The sequence below is a fragment of the Mesobacillus maritimus genome (assembly GCF_019749255.1).
In the GTDB taxonomy this organism is placed as follows: Bacteria; Bacillota; Bacilli; order Bacillales; family Cytobacillaceae; genus Mesobacillus_B; species Mesobacillus_B maritimus_A.
The window spans coordinates 363,628-385,502 of record NZ_JACWFH010000012.1 but is presented as its reverse complement, the minus strand read 5'-3'; the positions used below and the strand labels follow the sequence as shown (position 1 = coordinate 385,502).

Sequence of the window (21,875 nt, the reverse complement as noted above, 5' to 3'; positions counted from 1 at the left end):
ATAAAGTAGAATAGATAAGATAGAACCAATTATGAGTTTGGATAAAATTGAGTATAGACCTATTTCCCAGATAGAAAGGAGAATTGATTATGGAGAAAAAAATCCTTGTTGTGGATGATGAAAAGCCGATTGCAGATATTTTACAGTTTAATTTAAAAAAAGAGGGTTACGAGGTACATTGTGCTTATGATGGAAATACCGCTCTTGAAATGGTAGAGGAGATTCAACCAGATATAATCCTATTAGATATCATGCTTCCTTTAAAAGATGGAATGGAGGTTTGTAGGGAAGTACGTAAGAAATATGAAATGCCAATTATTATGTTAACTGCTAAGGATTCTGAAATCGATAAAGTCTTAGGCCTTGAATTAGGTGCTGATGATTATGTCACAAAACCATTTAGTACGCGAGAATTAATTGCACGAGTAAAGGCCAATTTACGCAGACATCAACAAGTCACATCTCAGGTTGAGGAGAAAGAGGAAACGAATGAAATTACGATTGGCTCGTTGACGATCCATCCTGATGCATATGTAGTCTCAAAAAGAGGAGAGACGATTGAGCTAACACATCGTGAGTTTGAGTTGCTTCACTACTTAGCCAAACATATCGGCCAAGTTATGACGAGAGAACATTTACTCCAAACCGTTTGGGGCTATGACTATTTTGGCGATGTCCGTACAGTCGATGTTACGGTAAGGCGTCTACGGGAAAAAATTGAAGACAACCCAAGCCATCCTACATGGATTGTTACACGCAGAGGGGTTGGCTATTATCTAAGAAACTCTGAACAGGAGTAAGAAGGTTCATGAAGAAGGTTGGTTTTTTTCGTTCGATTCACCTTAAGTTTGTCATTATCTATGTTCTCTTGATTTTGATTGCCATGCAAATCATTGGAGTTTATTTTGTCAGAACATTGGAAGATACACTGATGACAAACTTTCAAAATTCTCTTAAACAGCGGGTTAATATGCTTGTTTTTGATCTTCAAGAGGAAATGGTAAAAGAAAGAGGGAAAGAAGACCCGACGAAAGAAGAAGCAGTTCGACTTATATTAAAAGATTATAAAAATAAGAGTACTGATTTCTCTGAAGTCCAAGCAATTGACGGTGGAAGTCTCCGAATTATTGGAACATCGGACCAAAGCAGGCAAGGGGTTGTTGGTCAACGAACAACAGCGTTAAAGGTTAAGCGCTCCATTGTTACAAACCGTGATGAAGGGAGCATTCAGGTTGATAAACAGACAGGGAATAGAGTTTGGGTACAATCTACGCCTATTAGATCAAAAGGAGAAGTTATTGGTGCTGTTTACTTAGTTGCAAAAGTTGAAAATATCTTTTCGCAAATGAAGGATATCAATAAAATTCTCTTTACTGGTACAGGCATTGCACTAGTCTTTACAGCGTTGCTAGGGATTCTTCTTGCTAAGACCATTACCCGGCCAATTGCGGATATGAAAAAGCATGCCCTGGTCATGACTAGGGGGAACTTTACTAGAAAAGTTAAGGTTTATGATAATGATGAAATCGGTCAGCTTGCGATGACATTTAATGATTTAACGAGGAAGCTTCAGGAAGCAACTGCGACTACTGAAGGAGAGAAGCGAAAGCTTAGCTCAGTCATTTCAAATATGACAGATGGTGTCATCGCGACTGACCGTAAGGGAAGAGTGATTTTAATCAATGAACCTGCAACGAAGATGTTGGATGTTTCACGTGAAACAGTTTTATCCACTCCAATTGATGCTGTACTTGGTCTAGAGGAAGAGTATAGTTTCGATGATTTATTATTGGAGCAAGAATCCGTCATTTTGGACCTTAGTAATAAAAAGAAGCATCTAATTTTACGGGCAAACTTCTCAGTTATCCAAAAGGAAAGTGGTTTTGTGAATGGATTGATTGCTGTGCTTCATGATATTACAGAACAAGAGAAGATTGAAATGGAGCGTCGTGAATTTGTTGCAAACGTTTCGCATGAGCTTCGTACGCCTCTAACAACTATGAGGAGTTATTTAGAGGCATTAGCAGACGGTGCATGGAAAGATGATGAAATTGCACCGCAGTTCTTGCAGACGACGAGGACAGAAACTGAGAGAATGATTAGACTAGTGAATGATCTATTACAGCTCTCTAAAATGGACCGGGAGGATTATCGCTTATCCAAGGAATGGATTGACTTCTCTATCTATTTTAATAAAATTATTGACCGCTTTGAATTAACTAAAAACCAAAATGTCACCTTTATTCGCGAAATACCAGAAACGCCAATGTTTGTGGAAATTGATCAAGATAAAATAACACAAGTACTAGATAATATTATTTCAAATGCGATGAAGTATTCCCCAGAAGGTGGACGGATTACTTATCGAATTAAAGAAGAAGATACGCAAATTGTTGTCAGTATCTCTGATGAGGGAGTTGGGATCCCTTCAGAGAATGTGAATAAAATATTTGATCGTTTTTACCGAGTTGATAAAGCTAGAACGAGAAGGCTTGGAGGTACGGGACTAGGGCTTGCTATTGCAAAAGAAATGGTACAAGCACACCAAGGCGACATTTGGGCAGAAAGTGTGGAAGGTGAAGGAACGACAGTCTATTTCTCGCTTCCTTATGACCGAATGGCAGAGGATGATTGGTCATGAACTATGAAAAAGTAAAAACAATGATACTAACGATTTTAATTGTCCTTAGTTCAATTTTGACATGGAATATTTGGACGTTTCAGCCAAAATACGAAACAATGGAAATTGAAAAAACCGTGAATGAAGTGGCCATTGGCTCAAAGCAGGAGTTAAGAGATATTGTAAGGCCCCATCAAGTAATCTTTCACTCTGGAGCAAAACAGTATGGCAGTATTGAAAATGCTGAAATTGATAAAATCCTAAATATGATCGGAAAATGGAAATATTACAATGTAAGGAAATTGGCAGATAGTCGATCTGTATTGATACAATCCCTTTCCGAAGGACAATATACGGAGCTTATCTTCCCTGATAGAATACCGATTGAACTCTATAAGAAGGTTCTAAACTTTGAAGATCAAGATATCCCTAAGTTTGAATTTGATCGGATGATGATTAATGCTAAGGCTGGGGAGAGCCAAGAGGGGTATATTTACTTCTACTCTACGAAAAGTAATGAATCCTATATAAGCAATGTAAACCTGGCAGCCATAACTGAGTTCTCTGAAGCATTCTATAAGAAGGCCAATCTATATAACCCATATTTTGTTCATCAGTTAGAAAATAAAAAAACAATTTATCTCCCAACTTATAGAACTGAAATGAAAAGGTACACGTATTACCGTAATCCTATTGAACCAGAACAATTAAAAGACGCGTTGTTTAGGGACCCTAGTTTTGTACAAAAAAGCTTTGTACCGGAAGGCGAAGAATTTACAGATGAAGCCAGTAAAATGACAGTAAATCATAATACCAGTTTGATTATCTATGTGAATCCTTTTAGGGAAAGCGAAGCCGTAATTGGAACGGAAAATATCATTCAGAAAAGCATTGAACATATTAATGGTCATAGTGGCTGGACGGACCCTTTCCGCTTTGTCTATAAAGATGATTTTAACCAACAAGTCATTTTTAGAATGTACAGCGATGAAGGCTACCCTATTTTTAATGAGATTGGTTTATCAGAAATCATCCAAGAGTGGGGGCAAACAGAGATTAAGCACTATGTTCGGCCAAGCTTTAACTTAGAATTGCCTATTAATCCCGAAACTCAAACGGTAACTATGCCTTCTGGTGAAGAAATTGTAACGAAAATAAAGGATAAAAAGGAATTGAACCTTGAGCTTCTTGACGATATTTCATTAGGATATTATTTGGTTAAGGAAGGAAGAGATTCCTCTGTTATCTCGTTAGAACCAGGCTGGTTCTATCAGTATGATGGAATATGGTTTCAGTTTCCATTAGAAGAGGAAGAGAGGGTGTATAATGGATTGGAGTAGAATCAAAACCATTTTTATCATCAGCTTTCTTCTCCTAGATATCTATCTTATTTTTCAATTTATGAATACAAGAAGTGAAGCAAAGTTAGAATTTATTGAAGAAGCTTCCTTTGAAGAAAGGCTGAAAAATAACGACATTATTTACAATGAGCCGTCCCAAGAATTGAAAAAAGAGCGGTATATTAGTGTCAAACCGAAAATTTTCACTAAAAAGGATTTAGCGGCTAATCAAATTTTGAAAAGCAGTCCCGACGAGGAAGGATCTTCCACGATTATAGGGCAGTTAGACAAACCGATAAAAATTACCGATAAGTTTAACCCTGAGGAGTTTGCAACTGCCGTAAATGCATATGTCCAGTATGGGGAAAAATACCGTTTTTGGAAAATAGACAATACCACTAGAACCATCACGTTTTATCAACTATACGAAGGCAAAATGATGTATAATAATTTGAACGGTAAGCTGACTTTTTTTATTGATGAAAATAATGAAGTGATGCTTTTTGAGCAGACCTATATTGAAGAGGTCGAAGAATTATCAGATGAGCAAGAGATTTTAACCGCTTTGGCTGCAGTGGAGGTTTTATTTACTAAAGGTTATTTAAAGCCTAAGAGTGAGATTACCAAAGTCGAGTTAGGTTATTCTACTCTCATCCAACAAGTACTTGCACCGACATGGAGAATTGTAATAAACGGGGAAGAAAATCTGTTTGTTCATGGATTTGAGGGTCAAGTTATAGAGTTTAAAAACGATGAAAATAATATAACGGAGTGAATAGATATGAGTTTGCATTTTAGTGTTCTCGCGAGCGGGAGTACGGGAAATGCGATCTATGTGGAGACGGAGGACCAGAGATTTTTGGTCGATGCTGGCTTAAGCGGAAAGCAGATGGACGCTTTATTTCAGCAAATCGGTCGAGAAATGAAGAACCTCACAGGCTTATTAGTGACGCATGAACATAGCGATCATATTAAAGGCATAGGAATCGTTGCCCGTAAATATAAATTACCGATTTACGCAAATGAAAAGACATGGAAAGCGATGGATGGGTTAATTGGGGAAGTGCCAGTTGAGCAGAAATTTACGTTTGATATGGAAACCGTAAAAAGTTTTGGGTCCTTGGATATTGAATCCTTCGGTGTTTCCCATGATGCCGCTGAACCAATGTTCTATGTGTTTCACCATGAAGGAAAAAAGCTGGTCCTTATAACTGATACAGGGTATGTGAGTGATCGAATGAAGGGAATTATCTCAAATGCAGATGTATTCGTCTTTGAAAGCAATCATGATGTTCAGATGCTCCGAATGGGTAGATATCCTTGGAATATTAAAAGAAGGATATTGGGTGACTATGGACATGTTTCAAATGAAGATGCTGCGATTGCAATGAGTGAAGTTATTGGAGACAATACAAAGGAAATCTACCTCGCTCATTTAAGTTTGGATAATAACATGAAAGACCTTGCACGAATGGCAGTATCCCAGACACTTGAAGGACGTGGAATTAGGGTTGGAGAGCAATTTAATCTCCTAGATACAGACCCGAAAAAACCAACGTCACTAAAGGCAGTTTAAGATGGCAAGACACAAGAACAGGAATGGAGGCAATGTTGCCTTCATTCCTGTTTTGAATTCCTGAGTATGTAGCTGTAGGTGTTATTCGCCATATGTTTTGTAATTTGACGATTTCTATTAATTAAAATTTACGCAAACAACAGTTATAATGGATATAGAAAATATGATTTATAAGCTTTTTGAAAGGATTTGATATCATGGGCTATTACGATGATGATCAACATACCCGCTTTCAGCGTCAAAAAGGAAATAAAGGTGGTTTTCTATTTGCTAGTTTAGCGGGAGCTATTATTGGCGGTCTCATAGTGGTCTTTACCGTGCCAACGCTAGCTGAGTTGGGAGCTCTTCCATATGACGTAGAGCCAAAAAGTAATGAACAAATGGGGCAAAAACCAGAGAAAAGAGTTGGAGAATCAAAAAATGTTTCTGTGAACGTCCAAACAGCTATAACAGAAGCTGTTGAGAAAACAAGTGAAGCTGTGGTAGGGATTACGAATATCCAAAAGGGACGAGGCTTTTGGTTTGATACGGAGCAGAGTCAACAGGCTGGCACAGGATCAGGTGTTATTTATAAAGTAGATGGAGAAAAAGCCTATGTGGTATCGAATTACCATGTTATTGAAGGTGCATCAGACTTAGAGGTTACATTTAGTGATGGAAACAAGACTCCGGCAAAACTAGTAGGCGGGGATCAGTGGACCGACTTAGCTGTTCTTGAGATCCCTTCAGAAAATGTAAAAAAGACAGCAGAGTTTGGAGACTCAGATGAATTGCAAATTGGCGAACCTGCCATTGCGATTGGAAATCCACTAGGTTTAACCTTTTCTGGTTCCGTGACACAAGGGATTATATCTGGACTTGAACGTTCAATTCCTGTTGATATTAACCAAGATGGTAGCCCTGATTGGCAATCGGAGGTCCTGCAAACAGATGCAGCTATTAACCCAGGAAACAGCGGTGGAGCCCTCGTTAATATTGATGGTCAATTAATAGGAATTAATTCGATGAAAATTGCCCAGTCGTCCGTGGAAGGAATAGGGTTAGCTATACCAATTAATTATGCAATTCCAGTCATCGAAGACCTAGAGCAATATGGGGAAGTGAAACGACCTTATATGGGCGTCTCTTTAAGTTCAGTGAATGAAATTCCAGTACGTTATCAGCAAGATACATTAAAATTACCTGAAGATATTAATTATGGGGTAGCAATTCTTGAAATTGTACCGAATTCACCAGCCGATCAAGCCGGACTACAAGAATATGATGTAATTGTTGAAATGGATGGAGTCAAAATTAATGACTCAGTCGATTTACGTAAGCATTTGTACAATGAAAAAGAACCTGGCCAGGAATTAAGCATTAAATTCTATCGTAATGGAGAAGTAAAAGAAACAAGTATGACGCTCGTGGAAGAAAATCTTCAATAAGAATTATAGTTGATGTGACAGAAGGCAATATGCTTTCTGTCTTTTTGACTTTAGTATCAATAACCATCAATTTCACCTTTTTGCTGAATCTAAAACTAGTCTGTGGATAAATTAATAAAGGCTGATTATACTGATAAAGAAAAGGGAAGAGATTGGAGATGAAGAAATGATATATTGCTGTGAAGAACATGTAGAAAAAGCTTTAGATGAAGTTGTAGGTCAACACGAGACCGCTCCTACGTTTGAAAAGATAGAAAATGTGGAAAACCGCCTAGATTCCTGTGGATATTGTGGAAAACCTGCTGCATATATGGTGGGGAACGAATGATCTACATACTAAATGTGGATACCGCTGTGAATATGTGGATAACTCCTGTGAATAACTTGTTTGTAAACTGTTTGTAAAGTGGGGATGAACTGTGCATATCTCAATTGTAACGGTTGGGAAATTAAAAGAAAAGTACTTGAAACAAGGGATAGAGGAATATATAAAACGGCTAAATAGCTATGCTAAAATAGAAATTTTTGAAGTTCCAGATGAAAAGGCTCCTGAAGAATTAAGTGAAGTCGAGATGGAGCAGGTGAAACAAAAAGAAGGGGAGAGAATCTTAGCAAAGATTCACCAAGATACATATGTAATCGCCCTCGCGATTAATGGCAAACTAAAGACATCTGAAGGGCTAGCTGAAAACCTTGATAAACTGGCCACCTACGGGAAAAGCAAGGTGGCATTTGTAATCGGTGGTTCACTAGGACTAAGCAATGAAGTGTTAAAGCGGGCAGATGAGCAGTTGAGCTTCTCAAAAATGACGTTTCCGCATCAGTTAATGCGGCTTATTCTAGTCGAGCAGATTTATCGGGCATTTCGGATTAATCGTGGGGAACCGTATCATAAGTAAATGAAGTTTTAAAATTAGCGATTCCTAAAATAGGAGTCGCTTTTACTGTCATTAATCTTTTTCCAATAAGGATGTTAGGTAAGTGACAAAGCTTATTATTTTCTATTGTCTATTACCTTATAACTTGTATTACTAACGACCTATTATTTCGACATATTACTACATTAGCAATTGGTTATTCGGAGTTTAGTTTGATAGGAAGGGACTATGTTTCAGGTGGATTCTACAAGCGTGTGTCCTAATATGGGTTCTTTTGTCTGAAAATAACTAACATTAAATGTTTCCGGTTGGGAATTATTTATATACAATGATTCATAAGAATTGAATTTATATGAAAAGGAGGTTCCTCTTTTTATTGCTAGGTTAGCAAACTAGTAACTATAGTGTGGGAAAAAGTCTTTCTCTTAATACGATAAATTGGAATTTTTAATGTAAACCCTTCCATTAATGAAGCATGAGTCAGAAAATCTTAACCAGTGTTTACTATCTTGATGTGATTCAAGGTAAAGTAACAGCATAGATCATAGCAATGAATACTATTTCCTTTCTTCTTAAAACAGTAGCGAATCTCTATTGGGGTTTTAAATGCTACTTTGTTCGTTCGCTAGATGAACATAGTGAAATTCAAGAAGCAAATATTAATATTAAATGAAAGGACAAAAAATCATGAAAAATATGAGAAAGTTATTTTCTATTTGTTTGGTGCTTGCTCTCCTGGCTGGAGTTTTTACGATGCCAGCCTTGGCTAACACCAGTGATACCTCTCCACAGACGGCCTTGGACAAGTTCGAGGCTCTTGATGAGAATGTTTATACCCCGGCAACGTATCGGTTGGCCAAAATGGAATACGATAAGGTAAAGGGTCTTGTTGAGAATCAAAACGCCACGCAAGACGAAATTAATGAGGCAATCACTGCTTTAAACAAACGTATCGCATCACTGAGAGTCGCAAACGGCTCTGAGTCACTATGGAAAACCTATGAGGATTACTTCGAAATGGGCAACATTTATAGCGGCTCTGGAAATTTGGATTCGGGCAATACTCGAGGCTTGTTGACATCTAGCCATTTCAACATCCTCACCGCAGAAAATAACATGAAGCCTGAAAGCCTTTCCAGTGGAAACGCTGGACAGAAGGGTACTTTTAATATCTACAAGGGGTCGAATCACGCCTCTGACCAGTTAGTAAGAGAAGCACAGGAAAGCGGCAAGAAGGTGCATGGACACGTGCTGGTATGGCACAGTCAGACTCCGACCTGGGTCAACGGCGGTACTAGAGGCAACTACACGAGAGCACAGGCCAGAGAAAACATGGAGCACTATATCAAAACTGTAGTACAGCATTTTGACACCAATTATCCGGGTGTAGTCACAACTTGGGACGTCGTCAACGAGGCATTCATTGATGAATTGCCAAGCGTTCCTAATGACGCGAATTGGAAAGATTATCTTCGCGAAGGAGACCAGAGCGGCTGGTATAAGGCTTATAGCAACGGGATGGTAGAAGGGGAAGACCCGAGCGACTTCATTTATGATGCTTTCGTATTTGCACGTAAATATACGGACGCCAAGTTATTCTACAACGACTTTAATATGTACGAGGATGGAAAGTCAAAGATGGCCGCAATGATGGTGAAAGAACTCAACGAGCGGTACAAAAATGAGTATCCGAACGATTCTCGCCAGTTAATTGAGGGTGTGGGGATGCAGTCCCACAATTACATTATGGATACCCCACCATCCAAAGTGGAAAACGGCATCCTTAATCTTCTGTCCGCTGGAGTCGATCTGATGATCACTGAGCTTGATTTGTTCGCCTGGTATCCTTGGAACGCCGAGCCTACTGGTTCATCTACTGGTTACAGGGATTTGAGAGACCGTGGGATTGAACATATCATCGGTGCGACAGGCACAGAGGAACAGAGAAATTACTGGATTAATCGTGGAATCACCAACGGCTCTGAGATTGAGGTAATCCAGGCTGAGGTTTTTGCGGAATACTTAAGACTCTATAAAAATTACGCAGCGAGTATCGACCGCGTTACATTCTGGGGTCTGAACGACAGTCAAAGTTGGAGAAGAGGCCACAATCCGCTGCTTTGGAACAGTGATTTCTCTCCGAAGGACGCTTTCTACGCAGTATCCGATCCTGAAGGCTACTTGGGCGTTGACCCTATAGATGTTAAACCAATCCCTGCCTCCAAAGTGGCTGAGATCATTCTAGATTACAATAATCTGAAGCCTGCTTATAAAAATGGAAAAAAAGGTGGGAACTTAATCAGTGAGGTTGCTAGGGAGATGGGTCCTAAGGCATCTTTTAATAACGAGCCTCGTTCGATTAAGAAAGGAGAAAAGGAATTATCCAATCCTGCCTACAGGAAAGCAGTATTCAATTTTCTTGAATCCCATCCAGCGTTGGAAGAAAGAATTTTAATCATGCCTCCAGACACATTCTTTATTGATGGTAAGAAATAATTCACAAATTTTGTACAAAAGATAAAAGATATAGCTATATAAAGTAGTCCCCTTGGAGTTTTTCTCAAGGGGATCTTTTTATTCAAACGTAGTATACCCAGTGGACACGAACAAGCCCTCCAAGTGAATAGAAACTATTTAATTTAATAACTTATATAGATCTATTGAAGTGAACCGTATCATATGGAATTGAGGGTTTCTGGTGAACCTTCTATAAGGAAGAGTAGCTTGATCCTCTTTTAAAAAAGAAAGATGGGAAGCTTTAAAACTACCCATCTTTCCACCTCCGTTACCTGCAAATTAAGATTACTAGATATTTGCCAAACCTTTTGACCATTTAAAGGCTTCATTATGAAATGTAAGAGCTGTTCTTTCGTCAATCTGGAGATCCAGGCATTTAAGACTAACGTTAGTCCAATCTCCTTTTTCTACTGAAATACATAACTCCAGGATTTCTCTTAACTGATTTGGCTCCCCTAAAATTGCATCACATATTTCTTTTTGTAAAGGCATTAGATTTAATATTTTTTTCATTTCTATACCAATTATCGCATCCATTAGAGAAAACATACCTGTTAAAAAGTAGGACGGTGCTTCATGCTTAATTTTTTTATGAACGGCGATTCGTTCACACATCTTTGCTCTAGTTAGGCTGTTCATATATAACTCATTTGTCCATTCACTATTCTTAGTACTATTTCCACGGATAGCTAGGATATATAGCCATTTCTTAAGCTCCTTAAAGCCTAGGCGAATAATGGCCTGTTTAATGGAATTAATTTTATTTACTGGACGATAGGCTGGTGAATGAATTAATTTAAGTAATTTGTAAGATAGAGATAAGTCTTGTTCGATTAACTGAGTTATATAATTGAGATCAGGTTCATTCGTAGATAAATGATTGATTATTAGAAGATAGTTTTGAAAATAGTCAGGAACATCATTACTAGATACAATGGAGGGTTTAGAAAAAAAGTAACCCTGAAAGTACTCATAGCCATTTTTAGCCGCTAATTCATATTCCTCCAATGTCTCTACCTTTTCCGCTAGTAATTTAATCTTGTATCTTAAAGCGATTTCTTCAATTTCTTTTCTCATAGGTACGGTCGTTTCTCTAAAATCCACCTTAATAATATCTATGTATTCCATAATTTTTAATGTGAATGGGTTATCCAAATGTAAAACAAAATCATCAAGGGCAATTTTGTACCCTTGAGCTTTGAGTTCTTTACAAATATCTAAAAGGGTTAGATCTACTGCTACTGATTCTAATATTTCTACTACAATTTGGTTTGGCTTAAAATAGGTTGGAATTTTAGATTGTAGAAGGTTTTTTGTAAAATTGATAAAACAGGGTTTTCCATTAGCAAGTTCATCCATGCCTATATTAATAAAGCTATTGATAATGACATCAGCTGTGGCAACATCACCATCAATATTGGAAAAGCCATTATTGTTATCATTTCGATAGAGCAATTCATAAGAATAGATTTCTTTTGATTTTGTATAAATTGGTTGTCTAGCAACAAAAACCTCCATCATAATCCCCCTAGTTACAAAACGCAGTTTCCTGTTGTATTCTTCAATAATTATACATTTTTTTCTATTTTTGGGTATTTAAATTGGAAATTTTTTAGAAAATAGTAGAATGCTTTATAGATGGTTCCTGACCCCAATGGTGCACACTACTTTTTATTAGATTAAAGCCTCATTAGATTAAGGAACACAGTATTCACAAATTTTCTTAAGGGGATGTAACTTTTCATTGGTTAGCAACCGCTCTATGGCCAATACCTAGAATAGAAGTAGCTACTATGTGTTAGTGAATGAATAAAATTATTTCCTAGTAAATTGATTTAAATCAATGTCAATGATGGAATAACTCGTTAATATAATCATCATACAAGAATGAAAGGGGAAAGCTTGCTGATGAGAAACTTAGAAACTAGTAGATGTGTAGAGGGTTAAGTGAAATAATTCACAATTTTTTATAGTAGACTACATCGGATTTTAGGATTTTCAGTGGATCCTGTGGACTGATAGAGAACTAAAAGGAGAAAGTGATGATGAGAAAATTTTTAGGTACAAGAAAGTTGGCATTCTTGTTAGCTATATTACGAATTTGGTTAGGGCTTCAATGGCTAGATGCAGGTTATTCAAAAATTAGATCTGGATTTGATGTAAGTGGATTTTTACAAGGAGCAATTTCAAGTGCAAGGGGGGACCAACCTACAGTTCAAGGGTGGTATGCTTCTTTCCTTGAAGGATTTGCGCTCCCAAATCAAGAGTTTTTTAACATCCTTATCCCTTGGGGAGAATTTCTTGTTGGCTTAGGGTTAATCTTAGGGTTAGCGACTATTCCAGCTTTAATAGCGGGTGCCTTCATGAATATTAACTTTATACTGGCTGGAGTTGGTTTAGCTAGCCCAGATTCGAAGTTTTTCGTAGTAGCAATGATTCTATTATTTATTGGCAAAGGAAGGTATTACTACGGCCTTGACCATTTTGTTATCCCATATATCAAAAAGCAGTTTGATACAAAAAAGGTTGGAACGGAAATGAAAGAAGTTCGTATTCGGTTCTAGTGTTTCCTCGCTACCGTTTTTCAGAAGTGAAGAGAGTGAAGGGCATGCTTTGGATTGCATTGCCCTCCAATCTTACTAAAATATTTTCCCCTTACCATTCTTTTGGTTCATAGTTTAGTTCGTTAAATAATTGTGTACGTTCCTTTTTTGATAAATCTCTCCATTGTCCAGGAGGGAGGTTTCCCAAATGAATATTCATAATCCGAGTTCTTTGCAGTCTATAGACTTCATAGCCTAACTCTTCGCACATGCGGCGGATTTGCCGATTTAACCCCTGTGTTAAAATAATTTGAAAATCAAATTTTGATAACGGTCTTACTTCACAAGGAAGTGTTTTTGTACCTAGTATTTTAACTCCTTCAGACATTTTTTTTACAAACTCAGGAGTGATCGGCTTGTCTACTGAAACAATATATTCTTTTTCATGCTTATTTTCAGAGCGTAAAATTTCATTAACAATATCACCATCGTTTGTAAGGAGGATTAGGCCTTCTGAATCTTTATCTAGTCGTCCTATATTAAAAACTCTTAATGGATGATTCACTAAGTCAACAATATTTCCCTTTACTTTCTTTTCTGTGGTACTTGTAATCCCTACAGGTTTATTTAAGGCAAGATAGACATAATTTCTAGCTACCCGAACCGGTGCTCCATTTACTAGGACATCATCCCCAGGCTCGACTTGATCGCCTATTTGTGCACGTTTTCCATTGATTGTGACTCTTCCTTCGGTAATTAATTTGTCCGCACCTCGCCTAGATGCTTTTCCAGCTTCACTAATATATTTATTAACACGCATGTTTATCACGACCTTAGTTTAATAATTGTTTGGTGTAACAAATATACCTTAGTTTAAAGAGCGAATCAAAACCTCATTTAAATAATTACTTTGGTTCTTACCAATAGTAAATGAGATTTTGACTCGATGTATAGCATTCAAGAGGGGGATGGAATTTAGATATGTGCTAGAAGAGACACTTACCTTGGTGAACTTTTTGTAAAAGGTAGGTTGTAAGAGTCAAGTGGTATACATATTACAAGTTTGTTGAGAGGCATAGTTAGACGGTGGTCATATTTGAAAAAAACGATCATTATGAAACAATGATGTGTAGAGTTAAAGTGTTTTTATCTTTTTTGCAATGATGTCCGTTGCTTTTTTAGGATTTAAACGATATAAAAAATCCATTATTTTCGCATCATTGCCAGCTAATACTCGGTATTTATTATTTTCCATCCCATTAATAATGATTGCAGCTGCTTCATTTGGACTGAGCATCTTATATGAATGGCTCTCTACTCCACTTCTATCTATTCCAGAGTTTTGGACGAGGTTCGTGTCTACGCCACCAGGAAACACAACCGTAACGCCTACATTGGTACCTCTAAGCTCTAACTGTAGGCCTTCTGTTAACATTTTTACGGCTCCTTTTGAGGCTGAATACACCGATTGAAGCGGCACAGGTAGAAACCCACCCATGCTGGAAACATTAGAAATGTGGGCTTCTGGTCGTTTTAAAAGATAGGGTAAGAAGGATTTACACATATAAAGCGTACCGTAAAAGTTAACATCCATGACTTTTTGTATTTGTTCATAGTCAAGGTCGTTTAGACTGTGAAAATGTTGAACGATGCCTGCATTATTAATAATGGCATCTATGCACCCGTGAGCAGCAATAATATCCTCTGGAAGCTTTTCCACCTCAGCTCTGATTGCTAAATTAGCCTTATGTGTTGAAATCTTGTCGCCATAGGTGGATGCTAATCCCTGTATATCCTCAAGTCCGGATTTGTGAATAATTGCAGCCACTCTAGCTCCTTTTTCTAGAAGTTGTTTCACAAGTTCTTGCCCAATTCCACCACCAGCACCTGTTACGACAATGACTTTATTGAAGACTTTCATCCCATACCCCCATATATTTTTGTAATAAAAAATGAACTATTTAATATATATATGTGGTTTAAATGTCTGGCATTCTTTGTATTATGGTTTAAGCAGTAATTAAGCAGAACAGAAAGAGGATACCTATGCAGGCATCCTCTACTGTTTTAACATTACTTTGTATAGTTATCAAAATAACCTTGAATATAAATGAATGGTGTTCCTTTATCACCACTGCCAGAAGTTAAATCAGACAATGATCCGATCAAATCTGTTAGTTGGCGAGGGGTTGTCCCTTGCGCTTCCATAGCACCCACAAGGTCTTCATCTTTGTTTACGATGTATTCAGAGATGGCTTGTTTTAATTCTTCACCACGAAGATGAGCGAAGTTATTGTCAGCCAAGTATTTTAATTTCACTTCGTTTGGAGTACCTTCAAGTCCCGCTGTGTAAGCAGGGGAAACAACTGGGTCAGCGAGCTCCCAAATCTTTCCGACAGGGTCTTTAAACGCACCATCACCATAAACCATGACTTCAACTGTTTTTCCAGTCTTTTCCTTAATGGTCGCTTGAATAGCATCAACAAGTGGTTGGCAATTATTTGGGAATAATTTTACGCTTTCTTCTGTTGCTTTATTTGATCCAAGCAGACCATAAGCTTCATTAAAGCCACTATCATTGACTGACTCAGTTAGAATATCATCTAAGCCATAGACCTTCTCCGCACCATTGTTTGTGAGGATGCGCTTTGTACGGAAACGTGTGTGAATGTCACAAGTTAAGACACTCTTTGTATAATCTAAGATTGTCTTAGGGTTGTTTGAGAAGATCACTTCGCAGGTAGCGCCTTCAGCTTCCACTAAACTTTTGTAGTATTCGATATAGTCCACACCAGTAAAGGTATGTTTGTTAAAACCGAAATGCTCGCGGAATTCAGCTTCTGTTAATACATCTGTCCAAGGATTAATTCCTTTTTCGTCTAATTGATCGATACTGACTAGGTGGTTTCCAACTTCATCAGACGGATAGCTTAGCATTAAGACAACTTTTTTAGTTCCTTTGGCAATTCCACGTAGCAAAATAGAAAAGCGATTACGGCTAAGAATTGGGAAGATAACTCCAACGGTATCTTCGCCAAATTTACCTTGTACATCTGTAGCGATGTCGTCAATGGTCGCATAGTTTCCTTGTGCACGCCCTACAATGGACTCCGTTACAGTAATAATGTCGCGATCATTAATTGAAAAACCTTCGACTTTTGCAGCATTTAATACTGTATCTACAATAATCTCTTCTAAGTTATCACCTTTATTAATAATTGGTCCACGAAGACCTCTTACGGTTGTTCCAACGACTCTTTCCAATTGAATCTCTCCTCTAAAATCAATCAATATGTATAAAACTATTTATAATCTTTGTTAGCTCCATATTTACTATACCCTTATAACATGATATAAGTAAAATTAATAATTATAATATCTGCTATTAGGAGAATTAATGTGAAGGGGAAATTAGATTTATATCGGGTCTTTAATGTAGTTAGTCAAAAAAACAGTTTTTCAAAAGCAGCAGAGGAACTGTTTATGACACAGTCCGCTGTAAGCCAATCCATTTTGAAGCTTGAGAAGGAGTTGGACATTCAGCTTTTTTATCGAACATCAAAGGGCGTAGTCTTAACAAACGAAGGAAAAATACTAAATGATTATGTGAACTCCGCTCTAGGCATTATTCAAGCAGCTGAAGATAAACTGCTCGATTTTAAAATGTTGAAGAACGGGGAGTTGCGAATTGGTGTTGGCGATACCATCTCCCGCTATTTTTTATTACCATATTTAGAGGACTTTCGTTTCAAATATCCTGGGATTAAACTAAAAATTCTTAATGGAACGACTTCCGAAATTGTCACCTTTATCAAATCAGGTGCAGCAGATGTCGGGATATGTAATCTGCCTATCCATGATGAACATCTTGAGATTACTCCGTGTATGGAGATTCATGATATTTTTGTCTGTGGCACCAAGTATAAAAAAATAACAGCAAAACCAGTTCGTTTAGAGCGTTTAATGGAATTACCTTTAATATTTTTAGAGAAAAAAACAATTTCCCGAATGTACGTGGAACGTTTTATTAAGAAAAAGGGGTTACAGGTTTCGCCGGTTTTTGAGCTTGGGTCCTATGATTTAGTGATGGATTTTGCAAAAAACAACTTAGGTATTTCATGTGTGGTAAAGGAATTTGCAGAAGAGTATTTAAGTAAGGGCCTTTTATACGAAGTGGTATTAGAAGAGGAAATCCCAAGTCGGAGTATTGGGATCGTAAGCTTAAAATCAGTACCATTATCCCGTGCAGCAGAGAAATTTGTGGGGGGCATAAACGCTCTTAAATAAGTAAGTGTGGGGCGTACTTTACAAAAGCATTGTAACAAAAAAGTACAACTAGTTGAACCTAGTTGTACTTTTTTGTAGAAGCTGATTTCTCTTAATTTGCTTTTAATAAGACATCTTCAACTTGTTCTGCCTCTTTTTCGTCATCGCCTAACATTTTCACAAGCTTTTTGGATAGTGAAAGAAGGACGAGGCCAAGAACGATCGCAGCAAGGCCAATGACAGCAAACACTTCAAGATAGCCCATGCTTTCAGTAAAGGCTCCTAATTGACCAGCAAGGATATTTGCTACGAATGAGCTTGCCATCCATACGGCCATTAGTAAAGAAGCAAATTTAATTGGCGCATATTTACTTACAAATGAAAGACCTACAGGAGATAGGAACAATTCACCAATTGTATGGAAAAGATAGGTGAAAATGATAAACATGATGTTCGCTTTCGCTGTAATATTGCTTTCATCGCTACCTGTTTGCATAATCGCAAATAATAATACGATGAAACCAAATCCTAGCATAATCATTCCAAATGCCATTTTTGTAGGGACTGGTAGGTCGCCACGCTTTGTATTTGATAGTTTAGTCCATAGCATCGATACAAGCGGTGCTAGGAGAATAATGAATAATGGGTTAACGGATTGGAACCAAGATGTTGGTACTTCCCATCCAAAAAGAGTACGATCAATAAATTTATCTGTATAAATGCTTAGTGCACCGCCGGCTTGTTCAAACCCAGCCCAGAAGAAAACAACAAACGCTGCTAAGATAAAAATCACTTTCGTTCTGTTTTTCTCCACTTTTGTGAGTGTTTGTTTTTCTACTATACTAGTAGTTGAATCCTGTGGTTTTTCAACAGGTTTTTTACCAATATTGCCTAAGAAACGATTGCCTAACATATTAAATAGGATCTGACCAATGATCATACCGATTGCCGAAGCAAGGAATCCATATTTATAACCATATTCGATGATTCCGCTCGCCTGTACTGCGAACCACTTATCAGTAATAGCACCGATTATTAGCGGTGCGAAGAAGGCACCTGTATTAATCCCCATGTAGAAAATGGTGAACGCAGCATCCCGGCGTTTGTCGGTTGGACCGTAGAGCTCACCAACAATAGTAGAGATATTTGGTTTGAAAAACCCATTCCCAATAATGAGTAAGCCTAAACCGATATATACGGCAGTAAAGCTTTGATGAGCAAATAGCACAAAGTTTCCTGCTGCCATTGTGAACCCGCCAATTGTAATCGCTAAGCGTTGGCCTAAATATCTGTCGGCAAGAAAACCACCGATTAAGGGTGTAAAATAAACAGCTCCTGTAAAAAATCCATATAACATTAGAGCAGAACCTTCATTCATTCCTAATCCGCCACTTACCAAGGACTTGGTCAAATAAAGAATTAGAATGGCTCTCATCCCATAATAACTAAATCGTTCCCACATTTCTGTCATAAACAACAGATATAATCCAGGAGGATGCTTCTGTGTTTGCTTTGTCATGGTGGTATCCATGTTACGCCTCCAAATAAAATATTATTTTAGCATAATTATTCTAATTTTTTATTATAAATACGTCAATAGAAAAATTTAAGAATAATAGGAAGAAAACAACAGTTTCACAGAGAATTCGAAAATAGAGGAGGGATAAAAGGGGTGATAGCAGTTGTTGAAAAAAACTGAATATTTATTCTACTAGTATAGCAAGGGACGTACAAAAAAACTCTTGGAGTACTCTGACCTAGCAGCAGGGGAAAAGGGCGAAAAAAAGATGGAAAAGTCTTTGTGACCTTCCCATCCTATTATGTAAGTTTAGAGTTTAGCTACCTGTAATTAACGGGCAATCAGGGTCACTTGCCCACTCATTCATTGAACCGTCATATACAGCTACATTCTTTTGTCCTAGCATATTTAGAAGAAGCGCATTCCAGGTAGCGGCTATCCCACCACCGCAGTAGGTGATTACTTTTTTATTAGGGTCTAATGCTCCCACCTTTTCAAAGGTCTCTCGTATACTAGTTTCATCGTTGACCTTCCTGGTTTTCGGATCGCCATGACTACCAAAGAAAACATTGACGCTAGTAGGAATATGACCCTTTCGTGGATAAGTGTTTGTTTCGCCTCGGAAATCCTCGGGTGATAAGCTATTGATGAGAATAATACTTTCATCTTGCATTGCTCTTTTAACATCTTCTTTTGTAGCCAATAGCTCTGGACGGCGGCTACCGGTAAATTTCGCTCGTGAATAATGACCGGGCTCAGTTGTAATGGGGCGTCCTTCTTCTTTCCATTTTTGAAAACCACCTTCAAGGACAGAAATATCATCAAACCCTTCATAGCGCAGCTGCCAAGCTAATCGTGAAGCCCACTGAGCAGCAACCACTGGACTCCCTACTAATGCGCCTTGATCGTAAATAACTACATATGTTCCGTCTCCAACACCTAGTTCCTCTATTTTATTGACAAATTGCTCCCGTGGCGGAACCATCATGGGAAGAGGGGCTTCGGGGTCGGATAGTTCATGCATTAAATCGGCGTAAACTGCTCCAGGAATATGACCTTGATTATAGGCATCTCTCCCTGACCACATGCCCACCTCTTCATTTTCTTTATCTGGCATTTTTAAAAATGTAGTGGCATCTAGGATCCTTAAATTTGGATCTTCTAACCTCTCCGCTAACCACTCTGTATTCACTATCAATGGGTGCTTGTTCATCTTAATCCTCCGTTTCACTCAATCAAAACCTTCTAAATTAACCTTACCATATAAAAGAAAAATATGAGTATAATGACGGTTTCTTGAGGTTTAATGATGCGTTTTCTTAGCGATACACTCTGGTAATTTTAGGAGGAGTTTGATGCATAATCCTAATCGGAACAGCAAATTTGTAGGATGAAGTTGGTCTGGTCCAGTTTAAGATTGTTCGGACAGAGTAGGAGGAGAAAGAATAGTCAGAGTCCGAATAGAGGTGGAGTTCGGACAGAGGAGGCAGAGAAAGGGAGGTTTGGGTCCGAATAGAGGTAGAGTTCGGACAGAGGAGGGGGAGAAAGAGAGTTTTGAGTCCGAATAGAGGTAGAGTTCGGACAGAGGAGGCAGAGAAAGAGAGTTTTGAGTCCGAATAGAGGTGGAGTTCGGACAGAGTAGGCGGAGAAAGAAGAGTTTTGAGTCCGAATAGAGGTAGAGTTCGGACAGAGGAGGCAGAGAAAGAAGAGGTTTGAGTCCGAATAGAAATGCGGTTCGGACAGAGGGAAGGAGAAAGAAGAGGTTTGAGTCCGAATAGAGGTAGAGTTCGGACAGAGGAGGCGGAGAAAGAATAGTCAGAGTCCGAATAGAGGTAGAGTTCGGACAGAGGAGGGGGAGAAAGAGAGGTTTGAGTCCGAATAGAGGTAGAGTTCGGACAGAGGAGGCAGAGAAAGAGTTTTGAGTCCGAATAGAGGTGGAGTTCGAACAGAGGAGGCGGAGAAAGAAGAGGTTTGAGTCCGAATAGAGGTGGAGTTCGGACAGAGCAAGCGGAGAAATGAAAGTGCAAGTCCGAATAGGGGTGCTATTCGGACACTGGATCCTGCAAAAAGGTAAACTTAGTCCGAAGATAAGGGCTATTCCAAACTCAGGACTATGTATAATACGTATCACTTGTTTTTCCGTATGCAGTAAAATGTCTTTTTAGAATTCTATGAAATGTTTTGGTACTTAAATCTACGTTGCACCAATTCTTAATTTCTTTAGAGGTAACCTTTTTTTCAGGGAATAACAGCTTATACTCCTTCGACATTCCTTAAAACAGCTGGTGCAATCTCTTCATGGCAGCCGCAATGATTGCATACCAATTTGTTGTTTTCTACGGAAATCAAAAAGGAAAAACAATTTTTACAATAGACTCCTGGTTGCAGTTGCCCGTAAGAATAATTGGGTAAAACGGTGAATGGGTTGTGGTTTTTGTGCAGTGAAATTAACTTTTGTGCAAGTTTTTTGTGTCCATCATTTAATTTAGATGGGTTTCCATTTAAATCCTTTAAAAAGCGGTTTAGTTGAGTAGGAAGGATAATGGGGTAATTCATTGGAGCTTGGTATAAGGTGAATTCAGGGTTATTAAAAATTGCTACTGATTCAATCGGGTAACTTAGTTTTAAGTCACGGAGTAGTTGATGAAGTAGAGCTGTACTCCTTTTAAGCTGATCAATAGGATTTTTATATTCACGATTGTTAGCGACAGCATATAGCTTGTCTGATTCTAAGTAGAAATCACCTTGATAGTTTTTTATCTCCAAAAGGTGAATAGCCTCCTGTGAGATAATCATTGTATCTATTTGAAAATAGGAATTGTTTACTTCTAGCAGTAAGTCATTAATGATATATCTTTCTTCCGCAAGACCTTCTATTAGAAGATCAAACCTTCGTTCACCTTCATAGCCCTTTTCGAGGTTTAAATAATGAAATTTATCTTTTGTAGGTAAGTCCATTCGAGTATTTAAATAGCGCAAACCCAATAATTCTGTTGATTCCGTTCGACGTTTAAGTAACATTCGCCACTTCCTTTCTTGGTCTATAAGTCAATTTTATTATAAATAATGTATATACTTTTTTTCGGTTATGTATGTTCTGTTAACTTTTTAGGAAGGTCTACATAACTACAATGCTTATATAGTTTTGACTATGTTGGCAAGGAAACCAATTACCTTTAGCAAAGAGTT

18 protein-coding genes are annotated in these 21,875 nt (G+C 38.0%); 11 read left to right on the top strand and 7 right to left on the bottom strand.

All coding sequences use genetic code 11. The features are described 5' to 3' along the window. Positions 1 to 89: 89 nt before the first annotated feature. The 9 genes from yycF (at position 90) to H0185_RS12125 (ending at position 10,337) form a co-directional block, all read left to right on the top strand. Complete coding sequence (gene yycF, locus H0185_RS12165; RefSeq protein ID WP_221873753.1) at positions 90 to 800, top strand: response regulator YycF; 711 nt, start codon at positions 90 to 92, stop codon at positions 798 to 800. A gap of 8 nt (positions 801 to 808) precedes the next feature. Further along, positions 809 to 2,641 (top strand): cell wall metabolism sensor histidine kinase WalK, encoded by a 1,833-nt coding sequence (gene walK / locus H0185_RS12160; RefSeq protein ID WP_221873752.1) that lies wholly within the window; start codon positions 809 to 811, stop codon positions 2,639 to 2,641. Next, positions 2,638 to 3,960: a YycH family regulatory protein gene (locus tag H0185_RS12155; RefSeq protein WP_221873751.1), complete on the top strand. Its 1,323-nt coding sequence runs from the start codon at positions 2,638 to 2,640 to the stop codon at positions 3,958 to 3,960. Before walK ends, H0185_RS12155 begins: the two co-directional genes overlap by 4 nt. Continuing rightward, complete coding sequence (locus H0185_RS12150; protein ID WP_221873750.1) at positions 3,947 to 4,735, top strand: two-component system regulatory protein YycI; 789 nt, start codon at positions 3,947 to 3,949, stop codon at positions 4,733 to 4,735. The genes H0185_RS12155 and H0185_RS12150 overlap by 14 nt, the downstream gene beginning before the upstream one ends. Before the next feature lie 6 nt (positions 4,736 to 4,741). Then, positions 4,742 to 5,536, top strand: coding sequence for an MBL fold metallo-hydrolase (locus H0185_RS12145; RefSeq protein WP_221873749.1), 795 nt, complete (start codon positions 4,742 to 4,744; stop codon positions 5,534 to 5,536). Positions 5,537 to 5,733: 197 nt separating this feature from the next. Beyond that, positions 5,734 to 6,963 carry a S1C family serine protease gene (locus H0185_RS12140; protein WP_246629143.1) on the top strand — a complete coding sequence of 410 codons (1,230 nt, stop codon included), beginning with the start codon at positions 5,734 to 5,736 and terminating at the stop codon, positions 6,961 to 6,963. Positions 6,964 to 7,129: 166 nt separating this feature from the next. Next, a complete protein-coding gene (locus H0185_RS12135; protein WP_221873748.1) occupies positions 7,130 to 7,291 on the top strand; it encodes a CxxH/CxxC protein in 162 nt (53 codons plus the stop codon). A 91-nt stretch (positions 7,292 to 7,382) separates the two neighbouring features. After that, positions 7,383 to 7,862 (top strand): 23S rRNA (pseudouridine(1915)-N(3))-methyltransferase RlmH, encoded by a 480-nt coding sequence (gene rlmH, locus H0185_RS12130; RefSeq protein WP_221873747.1) that lies wholly within the window; start codon positions 7,383 to 7,385, stop codon positions 7,860 to 7,862. A gap of 666 nt (positions 7,863 to 8,528) precedes the next feature. After that, positions 8,529 to 10,337: an endo-1,4-beta-xylanase gene (locus H0185_RS12125; RefSeq protein ID WP_221873746.1), complete on the top strand. Its 1,809-nt coding sequence runs from the start codon at positions 8,529 to 8,531 to the stop codon at positions 10,335 to 10,337. A 309-nt stretch (positions 10,338 to 10,646) separates the two neighbouring features. Here H0185_RS12125 and H0185_RS12120 read toward each other — a convergent pair whose 3' ends face one another. After that, on the bottom strand, positions 10,647 to 11,879 hold the full coding sequence (locus H0185_RS12120; protein ID WP_221873745.1) for an EAL and HDOD domain-containing protein: 1,233 nt from the start codon (positions 11,877 to 11,879) through the stop codon (positions 10,647 to 10,649). A gap of 521 nt (positions 11,880 to 12,400) precedes the next feature. Between H0185_RS12120 and H0185_RS12115 the strand changes: the two genes are divergently transcribed. Continuing rightward, entirely contained in the window at positions 12,401 to 12,922 is a 522-nt protein-coding gene (locus H0185_RS12115) for a DoxX family membrane protein (RefSeq protein ID WP_246629142.1), read from the top strand. Positions 12,923 to 13,013: 91 nt separating this feature from the next. Here the strand turns inward: H0185_RS12115 and rluF are convergent, their stop codons facing one another. The 3 genes from rluF to H0185_RS12100 all read right to left on the bottom strand — a co-directional run bounded on the left by rluF (position 13,014) and on the right by H0185_RS12100 (position 16,165). Beyond that, entirely contained in the window at positions 13,014 to 13,721 is a 708-nt protein-coding gene (gene rluF / locus H0185_RS12110; protein ID WP_221873744.1) for a 23S rRNA pseudouridine(2604) synthase RluF, read from the bottom strand. A gap of 315 nt (positions 13,722 to 14,036) precedes the next feature. Further along, positions 14,037 to 14,822, bottom strand: a complete 786-nt coding sequence (locus H0185_RS12105; protein ID WP_221873743.1) for an SDR family NAD(P)-dependent oxidoreductase — start codon at positions 14,820 to 14,822, stop codon at positions 14,037 to 14,039. A 152-nt stretch (positions 14,823 to 14,974) separates the two neighbouring features. Then, on the bottom strand, positions 14,975 to 16,165 hold the full coding sequence (locus H0185_RS12100; RefSeq protein ID WP_221873742.1) for a coenzyme F420-0:L-glutamate ligase: 1,191 nt from the start codon (positions 16,163 to 16,165) through the stop codon (positions 14,975 to 14,977). A 135-nt stretch (positions 16,166 to 16,300) separates the two neighbouring features. Here H0185_RS12100 and H0185_RS12095 point away from each other — a divergent pair, with 135 nt between their 5' ends. Beyond that, complete coding sequence (locus tag H0185_RS12095) at positions 16,301 to 17,188, top strand: LysR family transcriptional regulator (protein WP_221873741.1); 888 nt, start codon at positions 16,301 to 16,303, stop codon at positions 17,186 to 17,188. A gap of 91 nt (positions 17,189 to 17,279) precedes the next feature. On the opposite strand, the gene H0185_RS12090 is transcribed toward H0185_RS12095, so the two are convergent. The 3 genes from H0185_RS12090 to H0185_RS12080 form a co-directional block, all read right to left on the bottom strand. Further along, positions 17,280 to 18,698, bottom strand: coding sequence for a peptide MFS transporter (locus tag H0185_RS12090; RefSeq protein WP_221873740.1), 1,419 nt, complete (start codon positions 18,696 to 18,698; stop codon positions 17,280 to 17,282). Between the two features lie 304 nt (positions 18,699 to 19,002). Next, on the bottom strand, positions 19,003 to 19,899 hold the full coding sequence (locus H0185_RS12085; protein ID WP_221873739.1) for a sulfurtransferase: 897 nt from the start codon (positions 19,897 to 19,899) through the stop codon (positions 19,003 to 19,005). A gap of 1,040 nt (positions 19,900 to 20,939) precedes the next feature. Beyond that, complete coding sequence (locus H0185_RS12080) at positions 20,940 to 21,707, bottom strand: nuclease-related domain-containing protein (protein ID WP_343223143.1); 768 nt, start codon at positions 21,705 to 21,707, stop codon at positions 20,940 to 20,942. Positions 21,708 to 21,875 lie beyond the last annotated feature (168 nt).

What these genes read in the sequence shown, in the direction of transcription:
- H0185_RS12140 (WP_246629143.1), top strand. Translation starts at nt 5,734, where the DNA reads ATGGGCTATTACGATGATGATCAACATACCCGCTTTCAGCGTCAAAAA.
- H0185_RS12135 (WP_221873748.1), top strand. Translation starts at nt 7,130, where the DNA reads ATGATATATTGCTGTGAAGAACATGTAGAAAAAGCTTTAGATGAAGTT.
- rluF (WP_221873744.1), bottom strand. Translation starts at nt 13,721, where the DNA reads ATGCGTGTTAATAAATATATTAGTGAAGCTGGAAAAGCATCTAGGCGA.
- walK (WP_221873752.1), top strand. Translation starts at nt 809, where the DNA reads ATGAAGAAGGTTGGTTTTTTTCGTTCGATTCACCTTAAGTTTGTCATT.
- H0185_RS12085 (WP_221873739.1), bottom strand. Translation starts at nt 19,899, where the DNA reads ATGAACAAGCACCCATTGATAGTGAATACAGAGTGGTTAGCGGAGAGG.
- H0185_RS12150 (WP_221873750.1), top strand. Translation starts at nt 3,947, where the DNA reads ATGGATTGGAGTAGAATCAAAACCATTTTTATCATCAGCTTTCTTCTC.
- H0185_RS12155 (WP_221873751.1), top strand. Translation starts at nt 2,638, where the DNA reads ATGAACTATGAAAAAGTAAAAACAATGATACTAACGATTTTAATTGTC.
- H0185_RS12115 (WP_246629142.1), top strand. Translation starts at nt 12,401, where the DNA reads ATGATGAGAAAATTTTTAGGTACAAGAAAGTTGGCATTCTTGTTAGCT.
- H0185_RS12125 (WP_221873746.1), top strand. Translation starts at nt 8,529, where the DNA reads ATGAAAAATATGAGAAAGTTATTTTCTATTTGTTTGGTGCTTGCTCTC.
- H0185_RS12145 (WP_221873749.1), top strand. Translation starts at nt 4,742, where the DNA reads ATGAGTTTGCATTTTAGTGTTCTCGCGAGCGGGAGTACGGGAAATGCG.
- H0185_RS12080 (WP_343223143.1), bottom strand. Translation starts at nt 21,707, where the DNA reads ATGTTACTTAAACGTCGAACGGAATCAACAGAATTATTGGGTTTGCGC.
- yycF (WP_221873753.1), top strand. Translation starts at nt 90, where the DNA reads ATGGAGAAAAAAATCCTTGTTGTGGATGATGAAAAGCCGATTGCAGAT.
- H0185_RS12090 (WP_221873740.1), bottom strand. Translation starts at nt 18,698, where the DNA reads ATGGATACCACCATGACAAAGCAAACACAGAAGCATCCTCCTGGATTA.
- H0185_RS12120 (WP_221873745.1), bottom strand. Translation starts at nt 11,879, where the DNA reads ATGATGGAGGTTTTTGTTGCTAGACAACCAATTTATACAAAATCAAAA.
- H0185_RS12105 (WP_221873743.1), bottom strand. Translation starts at nt 14,822, where the DNA reads ATGAAAGTCTTCAATAAAGTCATTGTCGTAACAGGTGCTGGTGGTGGA.